This is a genomic window from Stenotrophomonas sp. STEN083, from assembly GCF_056759195.1.
The window spans coordinates 1-19,390 of record NZ_JBRRCU010000072.1; the positions used below are offsets into that span (position 1 = coordinate 1).

Annotated in this window: 14 protein-coding genes; 3 read left to right on the forward strand and 11 right to left on the reverse strand. The window is 63.7% G+C overall.

What is annotated here, in order from left to right:
- Nucleotides 1-136: 136 nt before the first annotated feature.
- On the forward strand, nt 137-1,045 hold the full coding sequence (gene pdxY, locus ACVOK8_RS16715; protein ID WP_303746656.1) for a pyridoxal kinase: 909 nt from the start codon (nt 137-139) through the stop codon (nt 1,043-1,045).
- Complete coding sequence (locus tag ACVOK8_RS16720) at nt 1,042-2,157, forward strand: prephenate dehydrogenase (protein WP_481567808.1); 1,116 nt, start codon at nt 1,042-1,044, stop codon at nt 2,155-2,157. Before pdxY ends, ACVOK8_RS16720 begins: the two co-directional genes overlap by 4 nt.
- A 428-nt stretch (nt 2,158-2,585) precedes the next feature.
- Here the strand turns inward: ACVOK8_RS16720 and ACVOK8_RS16725 are convergent, their stop codons facing one another.
- The 5 genes from ACVOK8_RS16725 to ACVOK8_RS16745 form a co-directional block, all read right to left on the reverse strand.
- Nucleotides 2,586-2,798 (reverse strand): hypothetical protein, encoded by a 213-nt coding sequence (locus ACVOK8_RS16725; protein ID WP_481567809.1) that lies wholly within the window; start codon nt 2,796-2,798, stop codon nt 2,586-2,588.
- Between the two features lie 99 nt (nt 2,799-2,897).
- A complete protein-coding gene (locus ACVOK8_RS16730) occupies nt 2,898-4,667 on the reverse strand; it encodes an ABC transporter transmembrane domain-containing protein (RefSeq protein WP_481567811.1) in 1,770 nt (589 codons plus the stop codon).
- Nucleotides 4,660-5,256 (reverse strand): IMPACT family protein, encoded by a 597-nt coding sequence (locus ACVOK8_RS16735; RefSeq protein ID WP_481567812.1) that lies wholly within the window; start codon nt 5,254-5,256, stop codon nt 4,660-4,662. Before ACVOK8_RS16735 ends, ACVOK8_RS16730 begins: the two co-directional genes overlap by 8 nt.
- A 46-nt stretch (nt 5,257-5,302) precedes the next feature.
- Entirely contained in the window at nt 5,303-6,355 is a 1,053-nt protein-coding gene (locus ACVOK8_RS16740; RefSeq protein WP_481567813.1) for a hypothetical protein, read from the reverse strand.
- Complete coding sequence (locus ACVOK8_RS16745; protein WP_481530298.1) at nt 6,352-6,909, reverse strand: RNA polymerase sigma factor; 558 nt, start codon at nt 6,907-6,909, stop codon at nt 6,352-6,354. The genes ACVOK8_RS16740 and ACVOK8_RS16745 overlap by 4 nt, the downstream gene beginning before the upstream one ends.
- A gap of 180 nt (nt 6,910-7,089) precedes the next feature.
- Between ACVOK8_RS16745 and ACVOK8_RS16750 the strand changes: the two genes are divergently transcribed.
- On the forward strand, nt 7,090-9,990 hold the full coding sequence (locus tag ACVOK8_RS16750; RefSeq protein ID WP_481567814.1) for a bifunctional diguanylate cyclase/phosphodiesterase: 2,901 nt from the start codon (nt 7,090-7,092) through the stop codon (nt 9,988-9,990).
- Nucleotides 9,991-10,157: 167 nt separating this feature from the next.
- Here ACVOK8_RS16750 and ACVOK8_RS16755 read toward each other — a convergent pair whose 3' ends face one another.
- The 6 genes from ACVOK8_RS16755 to ACVOK8_RS16780 all read right to left on the reverse strand — a co-directional run bounded on the left by ACVOK8_RS16755 (nt 10,158) and on the right by ACVOK8_RS16780 (nt 19,060).
- Nucleotides 10,158-10,751, reverse strand: coding sequence for an LOG family protein (locus ACVOK8_RS16755; protein ID WP_282272078.1), 594 nt, complete (start codon nt 10,749-10,751; stop codon nt 10,158-10,160).
- Nucleotides 10,752-10,876: 125 nt separating this feature from the next.
- A complete protein-coding gene (gene lpdA, locus ACVOK8_RS16760) occupies nt 10,877-12,301 on the reverse strand; it encodes a dihydrolipoyl dehydrogenase (RefSeq protein ID WP_296246216.1) in 1,425 nt (474 codons plus the stop codon).
- Between the two features lie 129 nt (nt 12,302-12,430).
- Nucleotides 12,431-13,630, reverse strand: a complete 1,200-nt coding sequence (sucB, locus tag ACVOK8_RS16765; RefSeq protein ID WP_481567815.1) for a dihydrolipoyllysine-residue succinyltransferase — start codon at nt 13,628-13,630, stop codon at nt 12,431-12,433.
- Nucleotides 13,631-13,673: 43 nt separating this feature from the next.
- Complete coding sequence (locus ACVOK8_RS16770; protein ID WP_481567816.1) at nt 13,674-16,505, reverse strand: 2-oxoglutarate dehydrogenase E1 component; 2,832 nt, start codon at nt 16,503-16,505, stop codon at nt 13,674-13,676.
- 174 nt (nt 16,506-16,679) lie between these two features.
- On the reverse strand, nt 16,680-17,585 hold the full coding sequence (locus ACVOK8_RS16775; RefSeq protein ID WP_481567817.1) for a GNAT family N-acetyltransferase: 906 nt from the start codon (nt 17,583-17,585) through the stop codon (nt 16,680-16,682).
- Nucleotides 17,582-19,060, reverse strand: a complete 1,479-nt coding sequence (locus ACVOK8_RS16780) for a ribosomal protein uL16 3-hydroxylase (RefSeq protein WP_481567819.1) — start codon at nt 19,058-19,060, stop codon at nt 17,582-17,584. Before ACVOK8_RS16780 ends, ACVOK8_RS16775 begins: the two co-directional genes overlap by 4 nt.
- Nucleotides 19,061-19,390: the final 330 nt, after the last annotated feature.

Consider the following 19,390-nt stretch of genomic DNA (forward strand, 5'->3'; position numbering starts at 1 on the left):
TCCATGCTCGGCAGAGGCGTTCCCGGTAATGCCCCTGCCGAGCATGGCTCGGCACTACCTGGTTATGCCATCTGCCATTGGTTGCGCGCGCAAGCGTATGCACTCGCGCCTTGCCCTGCGGACGTAGAATAGGGCGATGAACGAAGTCGACCATAGCCATCTCGTGCACGGTCGTCGGCAACGCCCGGATGGGCCGTCGCCGGTGGACGTGATTTCCGTGCAATCCCAGCTTGTGTACGGCCATGCCGGCAACAGCGCGGCAGTACCGCCGCTGCGCGCCCTGGGCCTGCGCGTCGCCGAAATTCCCACCACGCTGCTCAGCAACGCGCCGTTCTACGCGACGTTGCGCGGCCGTGTGCTGCCTGCAGACTGGTTCGCGGAACTGCTGCAGGGCGCAACCGAACGGGGCCTGCCGCAACGCGCCGGTGCCTTGGTTTCCGGTTACTTCGGCAGCGTCGCCAATGGCGCCGCCTTCGCAGATTGGCTCGACGAAGTGCTGCCGCAATCGCCGAACCTGCGTTACTGCCTGGATCCAGTCATCGGTGACACCCATACCGGGCCCTACGTTGAGCCGGGGCTGGAAAAGATCTTCATCGAGCGCCTGTTGCCGCATGCCTGGTTGGTAACGCCCAATGCCTTCGAGCTCGGCCGGCTGACCGGCATGCCCGCATTGGAGCAGGACGACGCCATCGCCGCCTCGCGCAAGCTGCTGGAACGCGGCCCGGAATGGGTGATCGCGCACTCGGTGTCCGGTGATCCGGGCGAGTTGGTGACCTTGGCCATTGGCCGCGAACAGATCTGGCGTTGGACCTCACCGCATCTGCCGGTGGATGTGGCCGGTACCGGTGACGTGTTGATGTCGCTGCTGGTCGCCTTCCTGCTGAAGGGCCATAGCTTCGAAGACGGCGTGAGCCGCGCCATCGCTGGTGTGCACGCAGCGTTGGAAGCGACCCTGGCAACCGGTGTGGAAGAGTTCGACGTGCTGGCGGCCGCACCGGCTGCCTTGGGTACGCCATACCGCTTCCGCGCCGAGCGTCTGGCGTGAGTTTGCGCCCAGTCATTGGCATCGTCGGTAGCGGCGGTGCTTTTGGACGTTGGCTGCGTGGTTTCTTCGAGTCACGCATGGGTTTGCAGGTGATCGGTCACGATCCGGTCGATGCGAACTCGCAGACGCCGGAGCAGTTGCTGGAACAGGCCGACGTATTGCTGTTCTCGGCGCCGATCCGGCATACGCCTGCATTGATCCGCGAGTACATCCGGCAATCGGCCGGACGTGAGCGCGGCAAGCTGTGGCTGGACGTCACCTCGATCAAAGCCGAGCCGGTGGCGGCGATGCTGGAATCACAGGCCTTGGTCGCCGGCCTGCACCCGATGACCGCACCGCCCAAGGCGCCGACCTTGAAGGGCAGGGTGATGGTGGTCTGCGAAGCGCGGTTGGATGCGCGCTGGCAGGTATGGCTGGATGAGCTGTGCATCGCCTTGCAGGCCGAATGCGTGCGCGGCACTGCCGAACACCACGATCGGGTGATGGCGCTGGTGCAGGCGATGGTGCATGCCACGCATCTGGCCCAGGCTGGCGTGCTGCGCGAATATGCGCCGATGCTGGGCTCGCTGAGCGAATTGATGCCGTATCGCTCGGCCGCCTTTGAGCTGGATGCGGCGGTGATCTCGCGCATTCTGTCGTTGAACCCGGCCATCTACGAAGACATCCAGTTCGGCAATCCGCATGCCGGCGAGGTATTGGATCACCTGTTGCAGCAACTGCAGCAGCTGCGTGGCCTGGTGGGGCAGGGCGATGATGCCGCGCGTGCGGCGTTTCGTACGCAGTATCTGACCGATAACAAGGCTGCGGTGGATGAGCAGACCCTGCGCGATGGCAACTACAGCTTCGAGCGTGTCGGCTACCTGCTGGCGGACCTGACCGATCAACGTGCGATGAGTGTGCATCTGCCTGAAGACCGAGCGGGTTCATTGCGTGAGCTGCTGCATGTGTTCGAACGCCATGGCATCAGCCTGGCCTCGATTCATTCCTCGCGTACGCCCAGTGGTGAGGTCCACTTCCGCATGGGCTTCGTGCAGGCCTACGCGGCGGATGTGATTTCAGCGGCAAGCGACGAGATCAACAGCAGCGGCATAGGCCGGGTGCTGGAGCGTTAAGCCCGCTGGGTTTGTAGGAGCGGCGTAAGCCGCGAGGCTAATAGCGCCAGCCGAAGCCGATAGCGCATTGCCGCTGCCAAGGCGCCTTGGTCGTCGGGGTCCCTCAGCATCGCGGCTTACGCCGCTCCCACAAGAGCCAGGGCGGCTAGAGCAGCTCTCCCCAACCCTCCCCTTTGCTGCGCAAAAGTGAGGGGGCTCCACCCTATCTGCGTCTCACCAGCTGCGACTTAATCCACAGCGGCGTGTGTGCAAGCATGTGGATAATCACTGACATCCATTGCGGCACAAGGCTGTCAAGATGGTTGGTGAAAAATTGAGCAGTCGCAGGCCGGATCGGCAAAGCGTATTCAGAATTGCCCGGACAGTCGCCGGCTGGGCCTTCCTGATGCGCGCCGGCAATGATCACGGCGCGCTGCAGAAGCAGGGAATCAGGCCCGGTAGGGCTGGTTCATCGACAGGCTGACTTCGCCATCGGCACTGAACAGGTTGCTGCCACGACGAAGCAGCGGCCGGCCATCGGCAAGTTCATAACGCGGCGGACGGTTGGTGTTGGCTTCGGTGCTGACGGGCTCATCTAGAAACTCGATGACGATGCAGCTTTCGCCATCGCGGGTGGTCGCTGGAAATTGTCGGAACGCCATAGCTCGCCTCCAATGCTGGGAAGGTGGTCGCAGTGCATCGGTGCGACCACCCTGTGAGCTTGCCGTCGGCGTTGTTAGCGTTGCGTTACCGCAGTGTTCTCAATCTATGAATTGCAGCCGTGCCAGCTCGGCATACAAACCGTCCTGTGCCAACAGTTCAGCATGCGTGCCCTGCGCGACGATACGGCCATGGTCCATCACCACGATGCGGTCGGCTTTGAGCACGGTTGCCAGGCGATGCGCGATGACCAGCGTCGTGCGCCCAGCCATCAGCCGTTCCAGTGCCTGTTGCACAGCGCGTTCGCTCTGTGCGTCCAGCGCGCTGGTGGCTTCGTCCAGCAGCAATACCGGCGCGTCCTTGAGCAGGGCGCGAGCGATCGCCACGCGCTGCTGCTGGCCACCGGACAGGCGCGCACCGCGCTCGCCCAGGTCGCTGGCATAGCCTTCCGGCAGCTGCATCAGGAAGTCGTCGGCCTCGGCTGAGCGCGCAGCAGCGCGAACTTCCTCGTCGCTGGCTTCGAGCCGACCATAGCGGATGTTGTCGGCTGCGCTGGCGGCAAACAGTGCTGGCTGTTGCGGTACCAAGGCAATGCTTTGACGCAGCTGCGCCGGGTCAAGCTCACGCAGGTCGATGCCGTCCAGACGCAGGCTGCCACTGTCCGGGTCATGGAAGCGCAACAGCAGCGACAGCACCGTGCTTTTGCCGGCACCTGAGGGGCCGACCAAAGCTACGGTTTCGCCCGGTGCCACGGTCAGGCTGAAATCATCCAGTGCCGGATGATCGGGGCGTTGCGGGTAATGGAACGACACATGCTCGAAGCGGATCTCGCCGCGAACCGGTGAGGGCAGCGGTTGCGGCTGTGCGGGTGCGGTGATCTGCGGACTCTCGGCCAGCAGTTCACCTATCCGGCCCATGCCGCCAGAAGCGCGCTGCAGCTCATTCCAGACTTCGGCCAAGGCGCCGACCGAACCACCGCCGATCAAGGCGTACAGCACGAACTGGCCCAGCGTACCGGCTGTCATGCGGCCGTCGACGACGTCGTGCGCGCCCGACCACAGCACCGCAACGATTGCGCCAAACACCAACACGATGGCGATGGCGGTGACAAAAGACTGGGTGCGGATGCGGCGCTTTGCGGTGGCTACCGAGATATCCAGCGCGGCCTCGAAGCGGCCGCGCTCGTAGGGCTCACGGGCATGTGCCTGCACCGTGCGCACCGCGCCCAATGTTTCCGAGGCCAAGGCATTGGCGTCAGCGACGCGGTCCTGGCTGGCGCGGGAGATCTTCTGCAGCTTGCGTGCGCCCAACACGATCGGCAGCACCGCCAACGGAATGCCGATCAGCGAGTACACCGCCAGGTGCGGACTGGTGACGAACAACATCACCATCGCGCCGATCACGGTGACGCTGCTGCGCAGTGCCACCGACATGGTCGAGCCGATCACGCTGCGCAGCAGTTCGCTGTCGGCGGTCAGTCGCGACACCAGCTCGCCACTGCGGGTGCGGTCGTGGAAACCGGCGTCCAGGCCGATCAGGTGCGCATAGAGCTTGCCGCGCAGGTCAGCGACAACTTTCTCGCCCAGCAAAGACACAAAGAAGAAGCGCGCGGCAGTCGCCAATGCCAGCACTACCGCGACGATGAACAACAGCATGAAGGCGCGGTTGATCTCGCCACCACCGGAGAAGCCGTGGTCGATCATCTGCTTGACCGCCATCGGCAGGCTCAAGGTCGCCGTCGACGACACCGCCAAGGCCACCAGCCAAGCGGTGAACAGGCCGGCGTGGCGACGCACGAACGGCCATAGGGTTTTCAGGCTGCCGAGTTTCTGCAGCTTGCGCTGCGGCGGGGGGGAAGCTGCTTCAGTCATGGTCGACGGGTTCGCTCAGGCGTAGGCGGTCGCGGGTGGCATCGCGCAGGCGTAATGCCAGCGCATCGATCTGGTCTGCCGGCAGGCGCACATGCAAGCGCAGGCCTTCGGGCAGGAATTGTTCGTCAAGCTTCTCGGCGCCGGTGGCACCTAGCAGGGTATGCACGATACCCATGTCCTCGAAGCCGCATTGCAGGATGCGCTCGGTCATCGGCACCAGCGGGCTGCGTTGGGCCAGTCGCAGGCATTCGGCCGCGGTGCCGCCATAAGCGCGAACCAAGCCGCCTGCGCCTAGTTTGATGCCGCCATACCAGCGCGTCACCACCACAGCGATGCGGTCATAACCTTGACCATCAATGGCCGCCAGAATCGGGCGTCCGGCAGTGCCTGCCGGCTCGCCGTCGTCGCTGGAGCGGTAGTCATTGCCATGCCGGTAGGCCCAGCAGTTGTGGGTGGCATCGACATCCGAAACCGACTGGATGAATGCCAGCGCTGCGCCGGCATCGCTGATCGGCGCTGCCTGCGCGAGGAAGCGGCTGTGTTTGATCTCCAGCTCGTGGCTGGCGGGTGCGGCGAGTGTGTCGAGCATTGCCGTCATTCTAGTGGCAGCGCTGCAAAGCGGAAGCCGATGCAGCTCAATCCTTGAGCAGCGGCCGCAGATCGCGCGGAATGCGCGCCTCCGGGTAGTCGTGGGCAAAGCGCCGCAGGCTGGCCTTTGCACCTTCCAGATCGCCGGCCTCGTGGCGTTCGCGGATGCGCTTGATCCATTGGTGGCGTGACAGCGTGGCGTCGGCCTCGATGTCGGGCGTGCTGTCTGCGGAGATGGCCTCCGCACGCTGCCGGCGCGCTTCTGCGGCCTTGCTTACGGCCTTGGCGCCGGCATGGGGGATTGGTGTGGAACCAGAAAACGCAGGGCGCTGCGACGGTGCAAGTGCTGGCGCGGCTTCGCTGCGATAGAAGTCACCTTGCGCGCCAACGGTGCTGATGTTCTGCTCGGCTTGAACCGGGGCAGCCATCGGTGCCGGGGCCATCATCGGCATTGGCGGAGCGGGGGGCGCGGGTGGTGCCGGAGGCGTAACCGGCGCATTGGAGAAGGCGCGTGGCGATTGCCCCGTATGGCTGGGGCTGGGTTTTTCGATGACGTTCGTCTCGTCATTGCCCGCAACATTTGCCTGCGGCGCATCGGCACGACGTTCCTTCGCGCTTGTCACGGACTGGGCTTGCGGCGCTGCGGGTGCCGAGGCAGCGGCAGCATCCGCATCCTCGGCTGTCTGGCTTGGCATTGGCGCAGCAGCCGGAGAAACAGCTACCTCTGCGGCTGCCATATCGGCAGCTGGTGCTTCCATTTCACCCTGCTGCATTGCTGGCTGGGGCGGCAGCGGGCGCAGCTGCCAGGCAAGGCCAACCACCAGCACCAGCGATGCGGCCACGGCGAACGAAGATACCAGCCCACGGCGGCGACCCCAGCCGCGATTCCGCGGTGGTGGAGGCAGGTTCGTTGTGGGCGCTTCGCGATGCGCAACCCGTGTCTCTGATTGGGGGTGAGCCGGTGCCTGTGGGTTGCCCTTGGCCATGGCCAGGATGCGGGCATCCAGCTGCGCGCTGGGCCCTGCGACACCAGCGCCCGGACGGCCGAGCAGTCGGGCCAGCTCACGCTCTTCGGGGGTCAGCATGTCTGAGATGTTCATTCGCTCAACCTCGCGCGCAGCTTGTCCATCGCATAGCGCAGCCGCGACTTGACGGTTTCCCGGCCCACGCCGGTGATCTGCCCGATCTCCTCCAGGCTGAGTTCCTGTTCCAGTCGCAGGATCACGACTTCCTGTTGTTCCGGTGGCAACTCGGCCAAGGCTTGGCGCAGTTGCAGGCGCTGGGCTTGTTCGTCTGCCAGTAATTCCGGCGTGCAGTTGTCGGCCAGACGCGCGGTGCGCTCGTCGGCGTCTTCTGGTGCTGAAGGACGATGGCGGGCTGCCCGCCAATGGTCGTTGAGGCGGTTGTGGGCGATACGGAACAGCCAGGTGGCAAAGGCCGCGTCAGGCTTCCAGCCAGCGCGGGCATTGATCATCTTCTGCCAGACGTCCTGAAAGAGTTCCTCGGCCAACGGCCGGTCGCGCAGCTGGCCGAGCAGGTAGTGGAACAGCCGCGCGCGATGCCGGGCGTAGAGCTCGGAGAACGCATCGCTGTCACCGTCGGCATAGGCCAACATCAGCACTTCATCGGTAGGGGTTTGGACAGCGGTATCCACCCGCCAAGCGTAGTGGCTGGCTTGGATTCTGCCTAGCTCCGTGGGAGGTCGAGGTAATGCGCATTCATAATCGTGAATCGGAATCTTTTTCTGCGACGCACTGCTCTTGACCGCTACGAAAGGTATGCTGCGGGTTCAGGGGGGAGTTCCGGGATGCCGGGACCCAGAGAGAACGGATACATGTCGTATAGCGAGCTTGACGCGAAGGTCGAAATCCAACGCGCCGATACATCTTCGCCGGTCACCAAAGTGGTAGCGACATTGCAGAGCTTGTTGCCTCCCGTCAGCACGGTTGCGCTGGCGTGGCGTGATGGCCAGCTGGGCAAGGGTAGCTGCAGTTTCCCGGAATCAGCCGATGGTCTGTGCCAGCTGGCGCGTGACTGCCTTGCAGGCAATACGGAAGACCTTCCCGGCTCCGTGCATCTATTGGAATGGAGCCACGACAGCGGCGCAGACTACGTACTGCTGATCGATCCCGAACAGGCACTGCCGGTTGCACGCCGCGAAGCATGGCAGGGCACGGCGCGGGTGCTGATCTGCTCGGCCATGGAGCTGATGCGCCAGCGCATCCAGATCGAAGAACTGCAACGCTCCAAACAGCTGCAGAAGGCATTGTTCGAAATTGCCGATCTGGCCGGTGCCGATCTGGCGATGACGGAGATGATGGCGCATTTCCATCGCATCCTCGGTTCGTTGATGTACGCGGAGAACTGCTACATCGTTGAGTGTGATGAGAATCAGCAGAGCCTGGAGTTCCTGTATTTCGTTGATACCCATGACAGCTATCTGCCTGATCCCGGGCGTCGCTACCGTTACGAGGAAATGCCGGCCAGTTTGACCTTTGCGGTGCTGCGCAATGGTCGGGCACTGAGCGGGCCGTCGCGTGAGCTGGCCAAATATCTGGAACAGCCGTACGAGGTGTCGGAGGGCGAGGAGAGTACCGACTGGCTGGGTGTGCCGATGTGGCGGGACAACCGGGTGTGCGGTGCGATCGTGGTGCAGAGTTATGTCGCCGATGCCTGCTATGGCGAGGAAGAGCTGGCGCTGCTGAACTTTGTCGCCAAACACATCCTGACCGCGATGGATCGGCATCAGGCGCATGCGCAGCTGGAACAACGGGTCTGGCAGCGCACCCAGGATCTGGAGCGCATCAACGACCACCTGCAGGGCGAGATCATCGAGCGTCGGCGCGCGGAACTGCTGCAGGCGGCGCTGTTCAACATCTCCGAGTTGGCGATGAGCGGCAGGGCTACGGGCGACTTCTACGCGCAGGTCCACGAGATCATTGGTCGGCTGCTGGATGCCAGCAATTTCTACGTGGCGATGGTGACCGCAGATGCGACCGGTATCGAGTTTGTCTATTCAGTCGATCGCTTCAACCGCGAACGTGCAACCCGGATTTTCAGCGATGGCCTGACCGAGTATGCGCTGCAGCGCCGCGAGCCGGTGCTGCTGACGCGCGTCGATATCGACACGTTGATCGCGGCTGGGACTTTGAAAGAATTCGGCGCCAAGTCGCAGTGCTGGCTGGGTGTGCCCTTGTTCAGTGATGACGAAGTAGTAGGTGTCATCGCGGTGCAGAGCTACAACCCGGAGGTCGCGTTCACTGCCGATGATCAGCGCTTGTTGGTGTTTGTCGCCCGCGCCATCGGCAACAGTCTTGCTCGCCAGCGCGATCAACAGCGCTTGGTGCAAGCCCATGCCGACCTGGAATTGCGCGTGACAGAGCGCACCCGTGAGCTGGGCGAGGTAAATCAGAAGCTGCTGGGACAGATTGGCGAACGTATGCGCGCCGAGCAACGTTTGACCCACCTGGCCATGCACGATGTATTGACCGGGCTACCCAATCGCCTGCACCTGCAGGACCGATTGGAGCGTGCAATCGAGAACGCGGAATTGGGTATCGCCCCGCATTTTGCGTTGTTGTTCCTGGATCTGGATCGCTTCAAGTGGGTCAACGACAGTATTGGTCATGCCGCTGGCGACCAGATGCTGGTTGAGGTCGCGCGCCGGCTGGTGGGCCTGGTTCGGGGTGAGGACGTGGTGGCGCGGCTGGGCGGCGATGAGTTCGCGCTGCTTGTGCATTCCGACCGTGGCTCGAATGCAGCGATGGACCTGGGCCGTCGCCTGCTCAAGGCGCTGGAGGCGCCGATGTGGGTGGACGGACGCGAGCTGTTCCCATCCGGCAGTATCGGCATTGCGGTATGGGATGCCCGCTACACATCTGGCGCAGACCTGCTGCGCGATGCGGACGCTGCCATGTACCGGGCCAAGCTCAAGGGTCAGGACCGCTGCGTGATGTTCGATGGCGCGATGCATGACGAGGCCATGCGTAGTCTGGAGCTCGAGGCGGATCTGCGGCGTGCGATCAAGAAACGGGATTTCGTGCCGTATTACCAGCCGATCGTGTCCTTGTTTGATGGCGAGGTGGTCGGCCATGAGGCGCTGCTGCGTTGGCAGCATGAGCGTCGCGGCGTACTGCTGCCGGGCGAATTTTTATCGCTGGGTGAAGAAAGCGGCCTGATCGAACAGGTTGATTGGCAGATTTACGAGCAGGTGATGCAGGACATGGCAGCCTCGGCTGTCGGCTACATCTCGGTGAACGTGTCGCCGCGGCATTTCCGTTCGGTTGAGTTCGCGCCGCGGTTGCTCGGGATGCTCGACGCGGCGGGGGCAGATCCCGGGCGTCTGCGTGTTGAGATCACCGAGATGGCCTTGCTAGATGACGAGCCGCGCACCTTGCGTGCATTGCACCAGCTGCGCGAGCGTGGTGTGGTGGTGCAGCTGGATGACTTCGGTACCGGTTATTCGGCGCTGTCCTATCTGCATCGCTTCCCGATCAGCGCGCTGAAGGTGGATCGCAGCTTTGTTGCCGGGCTGCATGATGAAGGCAGCAACAGTACGCTTGCGCTGGTGGAAGGCGTGCTGTCGCTCGCACGCACGTTGGGCATCGAGACGATAGGCGAGGGCATCGAGAACGAACGACAGCTGCAGACGCTGAAGGAGCTCGGCTGCAACTTCGGCCAGGGTTACCTGCTGGGTTACCCGGCGCCCCGCGAAGAGAGCTTGCAGCGCGCATAAGCACCGGCTTTTGTAGGAGCGGCGTCAGCCAGCGAAGCTGGAATTGCTTCCGTTGCGCACCAGTTGCGATTGCATGATGCGCAGTGGACTTTGCTTGGAAGACAGGCGACCTGTTCGTTGTACGAGCTTCGCGGCTCACGCCGCTCCTACATAAGCGTGCTCGTGCCTCAACGCAGCGCGTTGCGCTTCTTCTCGTCGAACCACTTGTCGGCCTGCGCCGGCGAGTAGTTGCGCATCCATTCCAGCATCTGCGTGGCGTCGTCGCCGTACCACAGGTCTTCGCGTTGCTCCGGGTGCAGGAAGCGCTCGCTGACCATCGTGTCGATCATGCCGATCAGTGGCTGGTAGAAACCGTCGATGTCGAGGAAGGCGCAGGGCTTGTGGCCGATGCCGAGCTGACGCCAGGTCAGCATTTCGAAGATTTCTTCGGCGGTGCCGAAGCCGCCGGGCAGGGCAACGAAGGCGTCGGAAAGGTCGAACATGCGCGACTTGCGCTCATGCATGGAGCCGACGATTTCCAGCGAGGTCACGCCCTTGTGCGCGACTTCCATGTCCACCAGGTGCTGCGGGATCACGCCGGTGACTTCGCCACCTGCTGCCAGCACGCCATCGGCTACCGCGCCCATCAGGCCGGTGCGGCCGCCGCCATAGACCAGACGCAAGCCTTCGTTGGCGATGCGCGTGCCCAGTTCGGTGGCGCGTTCGACATAGATGGGCTTGGCACCGGGGTTGGAGCCGCAATAGACGCAGATGGACTTCATGTGTTGTTCCTGAAGGATGGGAAGAGGTGGTCGTTCTGCTGCCGATGAATGCGCGAGCAGACCGGGGACTACAAAAGCAAGAAGGCTCCGCCGGAGCGGAGCCTTCAGGTCACAGGCCGTGGAGCTTAGTTGGCCTTGTGGATGGCGCGCTTGGTCACTGCCATTGCCGCGTCGTGCACTGCCTCGGACAGCGACGGGTGGGCGTGGCAGATGCGGGCCAGGTCATCGGACGAGCCGCTGAACTCCATGGTCAGCACACCTTCGTGCACCAGCTCGGAGACATTGGCGCCAACCAGGTGCATGCCCAGCACGCGGTCGGTTTCGGCGTGAGCCAGCACCTTGACGAAGCCAGCCGGCTCCACCATGGCAACGGCGCGGCCGTTGGCGGCGAACGGGAAGCTGCCAGCCTTGTACGGGATGCCCTCGGCCTTGAGCTGGGCTTCGGTCTTGCCGACCCATGCCAGTTCCGGCTCGGTGTAGATGACCCACGGGATGGTGTCGAAGTTGACGTGGCCCGGCAGGCCAGCGATCAGTTCAGCCACGGCGACGCCTTCTTCAAAGCCCTTGTGGGCCAGCATCGGGCCGCGCACGCAGTCACCCACCGCCCACACGCCATCGACGCCGGTGTGGCAATGGTCGTCGACCACGATCTGGCCGCGCTCGTTGATCTGCACGCCGGTGCCATCGGCCAACAGGCCCTTGCTGGCAGCGCGACGGCCAACGGCCACCAGCAGCTTGTCGACGGTCAGGCTCTTCTCGCCTTCGGCATCGGTGTAGCTGACGATGACTTCTTCGCCCTTGATCTCGGTCTTGGAGACCTTGGCGTTGAGCAGGATGTTCAGGCCCTGCTTCTTGAATTCCTTGGCGGCAACCTTGGCGACTTCAGCATCGGCAGCAGCCAGGAAGTCCGGCAGTGCTTCCAGGATGGTGACGTCCGAACCCAGGCGCTTCCACACGCTGCCCAGTTCCAGGCCGATCACACCGGCGCCGATCACGGCCAGGCGCTTCGGCACTTCGGTGAAGTCCAGCGCGCCGACGTTGTCGACGATGTGCTTGCCGTCAAACTTGGCGAACGGCAGTTCGATCGAATCCGAACCGGCGGCGATGATGACGTTGGTGCCCTTGAGCTCGACTTCCGAGCCGTCGTGTTGCTTGACCTTGACCACATTGCCGGCCTGCAGCTGGCCGAAGCCGTAGTAGGTAGCAACCTTGTTGGCCTTGAACAACTGGGCGATGCCGCCGGTGAACTGCTTCACGATGGCATCCTTGCGGCCGACCATCTTGTTCACGTCGATCTTGGCGTCGTTGAAGCTGATGCCGTGCTGATCGAAGATGTGGCCCATGTTCCAGTACTGGCGCGAGGAGTCCAGCAGCGCCTTGGACGGGATGCAGCCCACGCGCAGGCAGGTGCCGCCCAGCGCCGGCTTGCCGTCCTTGCCCAGCGCTGCATCGATGCAGGCGGTCTTCAGGCCCAGCTGTGCGGCGCGGATGGCAGCGTGGTAGCCGGCCGGACCAGCACCGATGACGACGACGTCGAATTGTTCAGCCATTTGAGATTCCTTGTTGCCTGTCCCTTCTCCCGCCGGGAGAAGGTGGCGCGTAGCGCCGGATGAGGGTGCGGGTGAGGCTTGCCCTCACCCCAACCCCTCTCCCGCGAGCGGGAGAGGGGCTCAGAGCAATTACAGACCGAACAGCATGCGGCCCGGGTTTTCCAGCTGGTTCTTGATGTCCACCAGGAACTGCACCGAATCCTTGCCGTCGATGATGCGGTGGTCATAGGACATGGCCAGGTACATCATCGGGGCGATCACGATCTGGCCGTTTTCGGCGATCGGACGGTCCTTGATGGCGTGCATGCCGAGGATGGCGCTCTGCGGCGGGTTGACGATCGGGGTCGACATCAGCGAGCCGAAGGTGCCACCGTTGGTCACGGTGAAGGTGCCGCCCTGCAGTTCTTCCAGCGACAGCTTGCCGTCACGGGCCTTCTTGGCGTAGTCGGCGATGGCCTTCTCGATGTCGGCGAACGACATGCGCTCGACGTTGCGCAGCACCGGGGTCACCAGACCCTTCTCGGTCGACACGGCGATCGAGATGTCCGAGTAGCCGTGATAGATGATGTCGTCACCATCGATCGAGGCATTGACCAGCGGGAAGCGCTGCAGTGCGTTGGCGGCAGCCTTGACGAAGAAGCTCATGAAGCCGAGCTTGATGCCGTGGGCCTTGACGAACTCTTCCTGCAGTTCCTTGCGCGCAGCCGAAACCTTGGACAGGTTGACTTCGTTGAAGGTGGTCAGCATGGCGGTCGAGTTCTTCGACTGCATCAGACGCTCGGCGATGCGCTTGCGCATGCGGGTCATCGGCACGCGTTCTTCCGGACGTGCACCGCCGGCCTTGCCGACGCCGCCGTTGCGGGCGAAGTTGACGATGTCTTCCTTGGTCACTGCGCCATGACGGCCGGTGCCGGCCACGTCAGCCGGGTTCACGCCTTCGGTGATGGCCGAGAAGCGGGCGCCCGGCGGCAGGCCGTCGGCAGCCGACTTGGCAGCCGGTGCCGGTGCAGCGGCAGCAGCCGGAGCGGCGGCGGCCGGGGCAGCAGCCTTCGGTGCCTCGGCAGCAGCGGCCGGAGCGGCAGCGGCAACCGCGCCTTCCTCGATGATCGCCAGCAGCTGGCTCGAGGTGACGGTGTCGCCTTCCTGGAACTTGATTTCCTTCAGCACGCCATCAACCGGCGCCGGCACTTCCAACACGACCTTGTCGGTTTCCAGGTCGAGCAGGTTCTCATCACGCTTGACCGCATCACCCACCTTCTTGTGCCAGGTGGCGATGGTGGCGTCGGAGACGGATTCGGGCAGTACCGGTACTTTGACTTCGGTGGCCATTTGGCTGATTTCCTGGTTTCGTTATTCTTGTGGAAAAGGGGGCTTATTCGGCGTAGTTGTCGTCGATCTTGTTGACCAGCGCGTCGGCGAGCAGCTGTGCGAGTTCGCGCAGGTGATCGGACATGTGGCCAACAGCAGGCGACGGAGAACGCGGACGACCGGCATAGTGCAGCGCCTGGCCATCGGCCACGCATGCCTGCAGGTGGTGCTTGATCTGGTACCACGCACCCTGGTTCATCGGCTCCTCCTGGCACCACACGACGTCGGTTGCCTTGCCGTACTTCTTCAGTTCGGCAGCCAGCGCCGGGCGCGGGAACGGGTAGAGCTGTTCCACACGCACCAGTGCCACGTCGTCCTGGCCGCGCTTGGTCACGTCTTCCAGCAGGTCGTAGTAGACCTTGCCCGAACACACGACGACGCGCTTGACCTTCTTGACGTCCGCGGTGACGTCGCCGATCAGGTGCTGGAACTCGCCATTGGCCATTTCGTCCAGGCTGGACACGGCCAGCTTGTGACGCAGCAGCGACTTGGGCGACATGACGACCAGCGGCTTGCGGGTAGCCATGCGCATCTGGCGACGCAGCATGTGGAATGCCTGCGCCGGGGTCGACGGCACGCAGACCAGCATGTTCTCCAGCGCGCACAGCTGCAGGAAGCGCTCAAGGCGCGCCGAGCTGTGTTCCGGGCCCTGACCTTCATAACCGTGCGGCAGCAGCAGGGTCAGGCCGGAGATACGGCCCCACTTTGCTTCGCCGGAGGCGATGAACTGATCGATCACGACCTGGGCGCCGTTGGCGAAGTCGCCGAACTGGCCTTCCCAGATGCACAAGGTGTTCGGATCGGTGGTGGAGAAGCCGTACTCGAACGCCATCACCGCTTCTTCGCTGAGCAGCGAATCGATGATGGTGGCCTGCTCCGGCGACTCGACCAGCTGACGCAGCGGCAGGTAGTAGTTATCGGTCTTCTGGTCGTGCAGGATCGCGTGACGGTGGGTGAAGGTGCCGCGGCCCACGTCCTGGCCAACCAGGCGCAGTGCGTTGCCTTCGTCCAGCAGCGTTGCGTAGGCCAGGTTCTCGGCAAAGCCCCAGTCGCCGAGGATTTCACCGGCGGCCATCTTGCGACGGTCGTCGTATACCTTGGCAACGCGCGAATGCACTTCCACGCCTTCCGGAATGGTGTTGATCATGGTGGCCAGCTGGGTCAGCTTGCCCATGTCGACCTTGGTGCTGACCGGATCGGACAGCTTGCCCGACAGGTACTTCGACCAATCCACGTACATCTTGCTGGTAGCCGGGGTCTTTTCGACCTTGGCCAGCTCGGTGGTGACTTCGCCCGAGTCCAGCTTGTTGCGGTAAGCGTCGACCATGTCCTTGCCGGCGCCGGCAGCGATGACGCCTGCGGCTTCCAGCTGCTCGGCGTAGAGCTCGCGGGTGGTCTTGTGCTTGCGGATCACCTGGTACATCAGCGGCTGGGTGATCGCCGGTTCATCGGCTTCGTTGTGACCCCAGCGGCGGTAGCAGACCAGATCGATCACGACGTCCTTGTTGAACTGCTGGCGGAAGTCATAAGCCAGCTTGGCCGCGAACACCACGGCTTCGGGATCGTCGCCGTTCACGTGCAGGACCGGCGCAGCAACCATCTTGGCGATGTCGGTGCAGTACAGGGTCGAGCGCGAGTCGTCGCGGTTGGAGGTGGTGAAGCCCACCTGGTTGTTGATGACGATGTGCACGGTGCCGCCGACCGCGAAACCGCGGGCCTGCGACATCTGGAACAGCTCCATCACCACGCCCTGGCCAGCGAATGCAGCGTCGCCGTGAATCAGGACCGGCATCACCTGCTTGCGCGCGGTGTCGTTGCGGCGTTCCTGGCGCGAGCGCACCGAGCCGACAACCACCGGATCGGCGATTTCGAGGTGGGACGGGTTGAACGCCAGGGCCAGGTGCACCGGGCCGCCATCGCTGGCGACGTCGGCCGAGAAGCCCATGTGGTACTTCACGTCACCGGCAACGGCGCGGTCGTCGTGCTCGAACTTGCCTTCGAACTCGTCGAACAGCTTGCGCGGGTTCTTGCCGAGGGTGTTGACCAGCACGTTCAGGCGGCCGCGGTGGGCCATGCCGATGATCACGTCCTTGACGCCTTCCTTGCCGGCGTCGCGGATGATGGTGTCCATCATCGGGATCAGCGAGTCGCCGCCTTCCAGCGAGAAGCGCTTCTGGCCGACGTACTTGGTGTGCAGGTAACGCTCGAGGCCTTCGGCCGCGGTCAGGCGCTCCAGGGTGCGACGCTTGGTGTCGGCATCCAGGTTGTAGTCGCCACCGGCGGTTTCGAGACGCTGGTAGAGCCACTGGCGCTGATCGACTTCGGCGATATACATGAACTCTGCGCCGATCGAGCCGGCATAGGTCGCCTTCAGGCGCGCAAGCAGGTCACGCAGCTTCATCCGCGGCTGGCCGCCAACACCGCCGGTGCTGAACTCGTCGTTGAGGTCGGCATCGCTGAGGTGGTGGAAGGGCAGGCCCAGGTCCGGCGGGTTGACCGGCGGGGTCAGGCCCAGCGGATCAAGATTGGCGCCGAGGTGGCCGCGCGAACGGTAGGCGGTGATCAGGCGGCCGACATTGCGCTCGCGCTCGTCGCCGGAACCGGCATTGGCGCCGACCTTGCCAGCATTCTTCGCGGCTTCGGTGATGTGTGCGATGGCGGCAGAGTGCGGCACATCGCCAGCTTCGCGGCCTTTGAAGCCGTCAAAGTAGGACTTCCACTTGGGGTCCACACTGTCCGGGGAGACGAGGTACTGTTCGTACAGGTCCTCGACATAGGAGGCGTTGCCGCCGGCGAGCTGCGATGATTGCGCAAACTGCTTCAGTAGATTGTCCACGATGGAGAGTCGGATTCACTTGTGGGGTAGTTCTGGGAACCGGCGGACCTGCTACAGCATCCCGCGCGGGCGTGTTCTAACCACGAAATTATACCCCTCACTGGACAGGAAGGGGCATCTACACTGTCCCGTGCATTAATACCTGACTGCGGCTTGTCCTGCCCCAGTCAGTGCTCAGACACCTAGTACGCGAAGCCCGTTGCAATCGCGTGAACGCTCCCAGATACGCTTGAACAGCGCTTCCTGCTGTTGCGCGCGGGCGGGGCTGTCCAGCGACAGTTCGCCTTCGACGCGGGCGCCCATTGGACGAAAGTAGCAGTCGCCGTGATCGTTGCTGATAGCGGCCGAACTGACCTCGCAGTCCATCGGGTCTACCGGCTCACGTAGCTTGAACACACTGGGCAGGCGCTGCGCCAGGGCGATGAAGGCCGTGGGCAGGGCGGGCAGGTCAGCCTCGTGCAGCAGCACTTGCACCTGCTTGTCGTGACGGGCGGTGGCAAAACGGCGCAACGCGTCCAGGATCAGCGGCTGGCCGAGCAGGGCATCGTTGCCGCGCAGCTGCAGGTGCAGGTGGCGGCGCGCTGCGTGGATCACCGCGGCCATGGCGGCGCGGGCCTGATCCGGGTCCTGCACCCGCATTGCCCCGTCCAGACGGCGGCGCATGGTCTGGTGGCCGATGCCGGCTTCTTCAAATTCCACGCCTTCCGGCAGGAAGCCATTGCAGGCGTAGAAGTCGCGGGCATGCAGCTGGGCGTGCAGGCTGACTTCGCCCCAGCCGCGTTTGCGAGCGACTGAAAACAGCGCATTCAGGAGGGCTTGGCCGACACCTTTGCCGCGCCAGGCGGCGAGCACCGCCATCCGGCCGATGCGCTGGTCGGGGGTCAAGCGGGCGGCACCGATGGCTTGGCCGTGTTCATCCAAGGCCAGGGCGTGGTCGCTGAGCGGGTCCAGCGCGTCTATTTCCAGCTCGGCCGGGACGTTCTGCTCGCTGACAAATACGGTATGACGCACGCCGTGCAGCAGGGTCTGCTGCACGGCGTAGTCGGCGATCTCTACATGGAAGATCGCGGTTTGACTCATGCCGACGGGGTTTCCGCGTCGTCTTCGTCTTCTTCCTCGCCGTCGTCGCAGATCACTACGACTTCGACGCCTTCCTCGTTGATCAGGACGGTCTCGATGCTGGCAACGGACGGCTCGCCTTCACCGGCTTCGCTGTACTCGATGACTTCGATCTCGACTTCCGGGGCATCGGCTTCGTCGTCGAAGTCTTCGTCGTCGAAATCTTCCTCGGCCACGTCTTCCATGGCTTCCAGCGCGTCCTGCTCGGCGAGCATGGCGGCAATGGTCTCCACGTCCAGCAGCTGATAATGGCCGCCGACGATCAGTTCCATCAGCGCATCACGGCCCTTGTTGCCGAGCTTGTTGAACAGGGCGATATCGATCTGTTCGGTACCGGCAAGGGTCTGCGCGTCCTTGATCGAGAGCTGGAACGCCAGGCCGGAGCAATACAGCGAGGCGCCACGGGTGGCGCGGCGCCAAGCCAGACGGGCCCACGGGTGGCGTTCAAGCACGCCGCCATTTTCCAGCTCGGCGACGACTTCTTCCGGCGACGGCGGTGCCTGCGAGGGCAGGATGTCGCCAGCGGCGCGGTAGGTGGTGATGAAGCGGCCGAACCAGTTGCCGAGGCGATCCGGGTCGTTCATGCGCAGCGCATTGAGTGCGGCGACTACACGCTTCATCGCGGCGGCATCGATCTCGTTCGGGTCTTCCGGCAGCTTCAGGTCCGGGTCCTGGAAGCGGATGGATTCGTCGGCGTCGGCGACCAGGTCATCCAGGTAATCGCTGATCAGCTCGGCCGAGGACGGCGCACGCATGCCGAAGGAGAAAGTCAGGCAGGGGTTCACAGCAACGCCGTTGTGCGGCACGTTCGGCGGCAGGTACAGCATGTCACCCGGGCCCAGCACCCAATCGTGGGTCGCCTTGAACTTCTTCAGTAGCTTCAGTTCGACGTCGGGACGGAACTCCAGCGACGGGCGCTTGCCCTTGGTCGACTCGCTGGCATCGATCTGCCAGCGGCGCTGGCCATGGGCCTGCAGCAGGAACACGTCGTACTGGTCGACATGGGCGCCAACCGAACCGCCGGTGGCGGCAAAGCTGATCATCACATCGTCCATGCGCCAGCGCGGCAGGAAGTTGAAGTAGGAGGTCAGGGCGCGCACTTCCGGGTCCCACTTGTCCACGTCCTGCACCAGCAGGGTCCAGTCGTGGTCGGGCATGCCGGGGAAGTCTTCTTCCTGGAACGGGCCGGTGCGCAGCTCCCAGCCGTCGGTGGCGCGGTCATGGCTGACGATGCGCGCCAGCGCGCCTTCTTCGCAGGCCAGGCCGGCCAGGTCTTCAGGCAGTACCGGGGTTTCGAAATCCGGGAATGCGGCGCGGATCAGCAGCGGGCGCTTCTGCCAGTAATCGCGCAGGAAGGTGGCCGGGCTCATGCCCAGCGGCAGGCCGGGCTTGGCCTGGACTTCGATCGGATAGGTCTTTTGCTTGCGTGCAGCCATGGGGGAAATCCTTTGCAACGGAGGTCGAACAGGGGCGCGGATGACGCGCAGGCCTCCATTGTCCCCTTGTTGGCGGCACTACGCACCGTAGGCGACTGATCTGGATCAAATTCAGCGAAAAGAATGCACCCGTAGTGCCGAGCCATGCTCGGCAAGGGGCGTTACCAGTAATGCAGATGTAGTGCCGAGCCATGCTCGGCAAGGGGCTTTACCAGCAATGCAGTTGTAGTGCCGAGCCATGCTCGGCAAGGGGCTTTACCAGCAATGCAGTTGTAGTGCCGAGCCATGCTCGGCAGAGGCATTACCGGTACAGCCTCAGCCGAGCATGGC

Excerpts from the sequence above, each read along its gene's own strand:
- ACVOK8_RS16740 (WP_481567813.1), bottom strand. The coding sequence starts at position 6,355 with ATGAACATCTCAGACATGCTGACCCCCGAAGAGCGTGAGCTGGCCCGA.
- ACVOK8_RS16780 (WP_481567819.1), bottom strand. The coding sequence starts at position 19,060 with ATGGCTGCACGCAAGCAAAAGACCTATCCGATCGAAGTCCAGGCCAAG.
- ACVOK8_RS16735 (WP_481567812.1), bottom strand. The coding sequence starts at position 5,256 with ATGCTCGACACACTCGCCGCACCCGCCAGCCACGAGCTGGAGATCAAA.
- ACVOK8_RS16730 (WP_481567811.1), bottom strand. The coding sequence starts at position 4,667 with ATGACTGAAGCAGCTTCCCCCCCGCCGCAGCGCAAGCTGCAGAAACTC.
- ACVOK8_RS16750 (WP_481567814.1), top strand. The coding sequence starts at position 7,090 with ATGTCGTATAGCGAGCTTGACGCGAAGGTCGAAATCCAACGCGCCGAT.
- sucB (WP_481567815.1), bottom strand. The coding sequence starts at position 13,630 with ATGGCCACCGAAGTCAAAGTACCGGTACTGCCCGAATCCGTCTCCGAC.
- ACVOK8_RS16755 (WP_282272078.1), bottom strand. The coding sequence starts at position 10,751 with ATGAAGTCCATCTGCGTCTATTGCGGCTCCAACCCCGGTGCCAAGCCC.
- ACVOK8_RS16725 (WP_481567809.1), bottom strand. The coding sequence starts at position 2,798 with ATGGCGTTCCGACAATTTCCAGCGACCACCCGCGATGGCGAAAGCTGC.
- lpdA (WP_296246216.1), bottom strand. The coding sequence starts at position 12,301 with ATGGCTGAACAATTCGACGTCGTCGTCATCGGTGCTGGTCCGGCCGGC.
- pdxY (WP_303746656.1), top strand. The coding sequence starts at position 137 with ATGAACGAAGTCGACCATAGCCATCTCGTGCACGGTCGTCGGCAACGC.
- ACVOK8_RS16775 (WP_481567817.1), bottom strand. The coding sequence starts at position 17,585 with ATGAGTCAAACCGCGATCTTCCATGTAGAGATCGCCGACTACGCCGTG.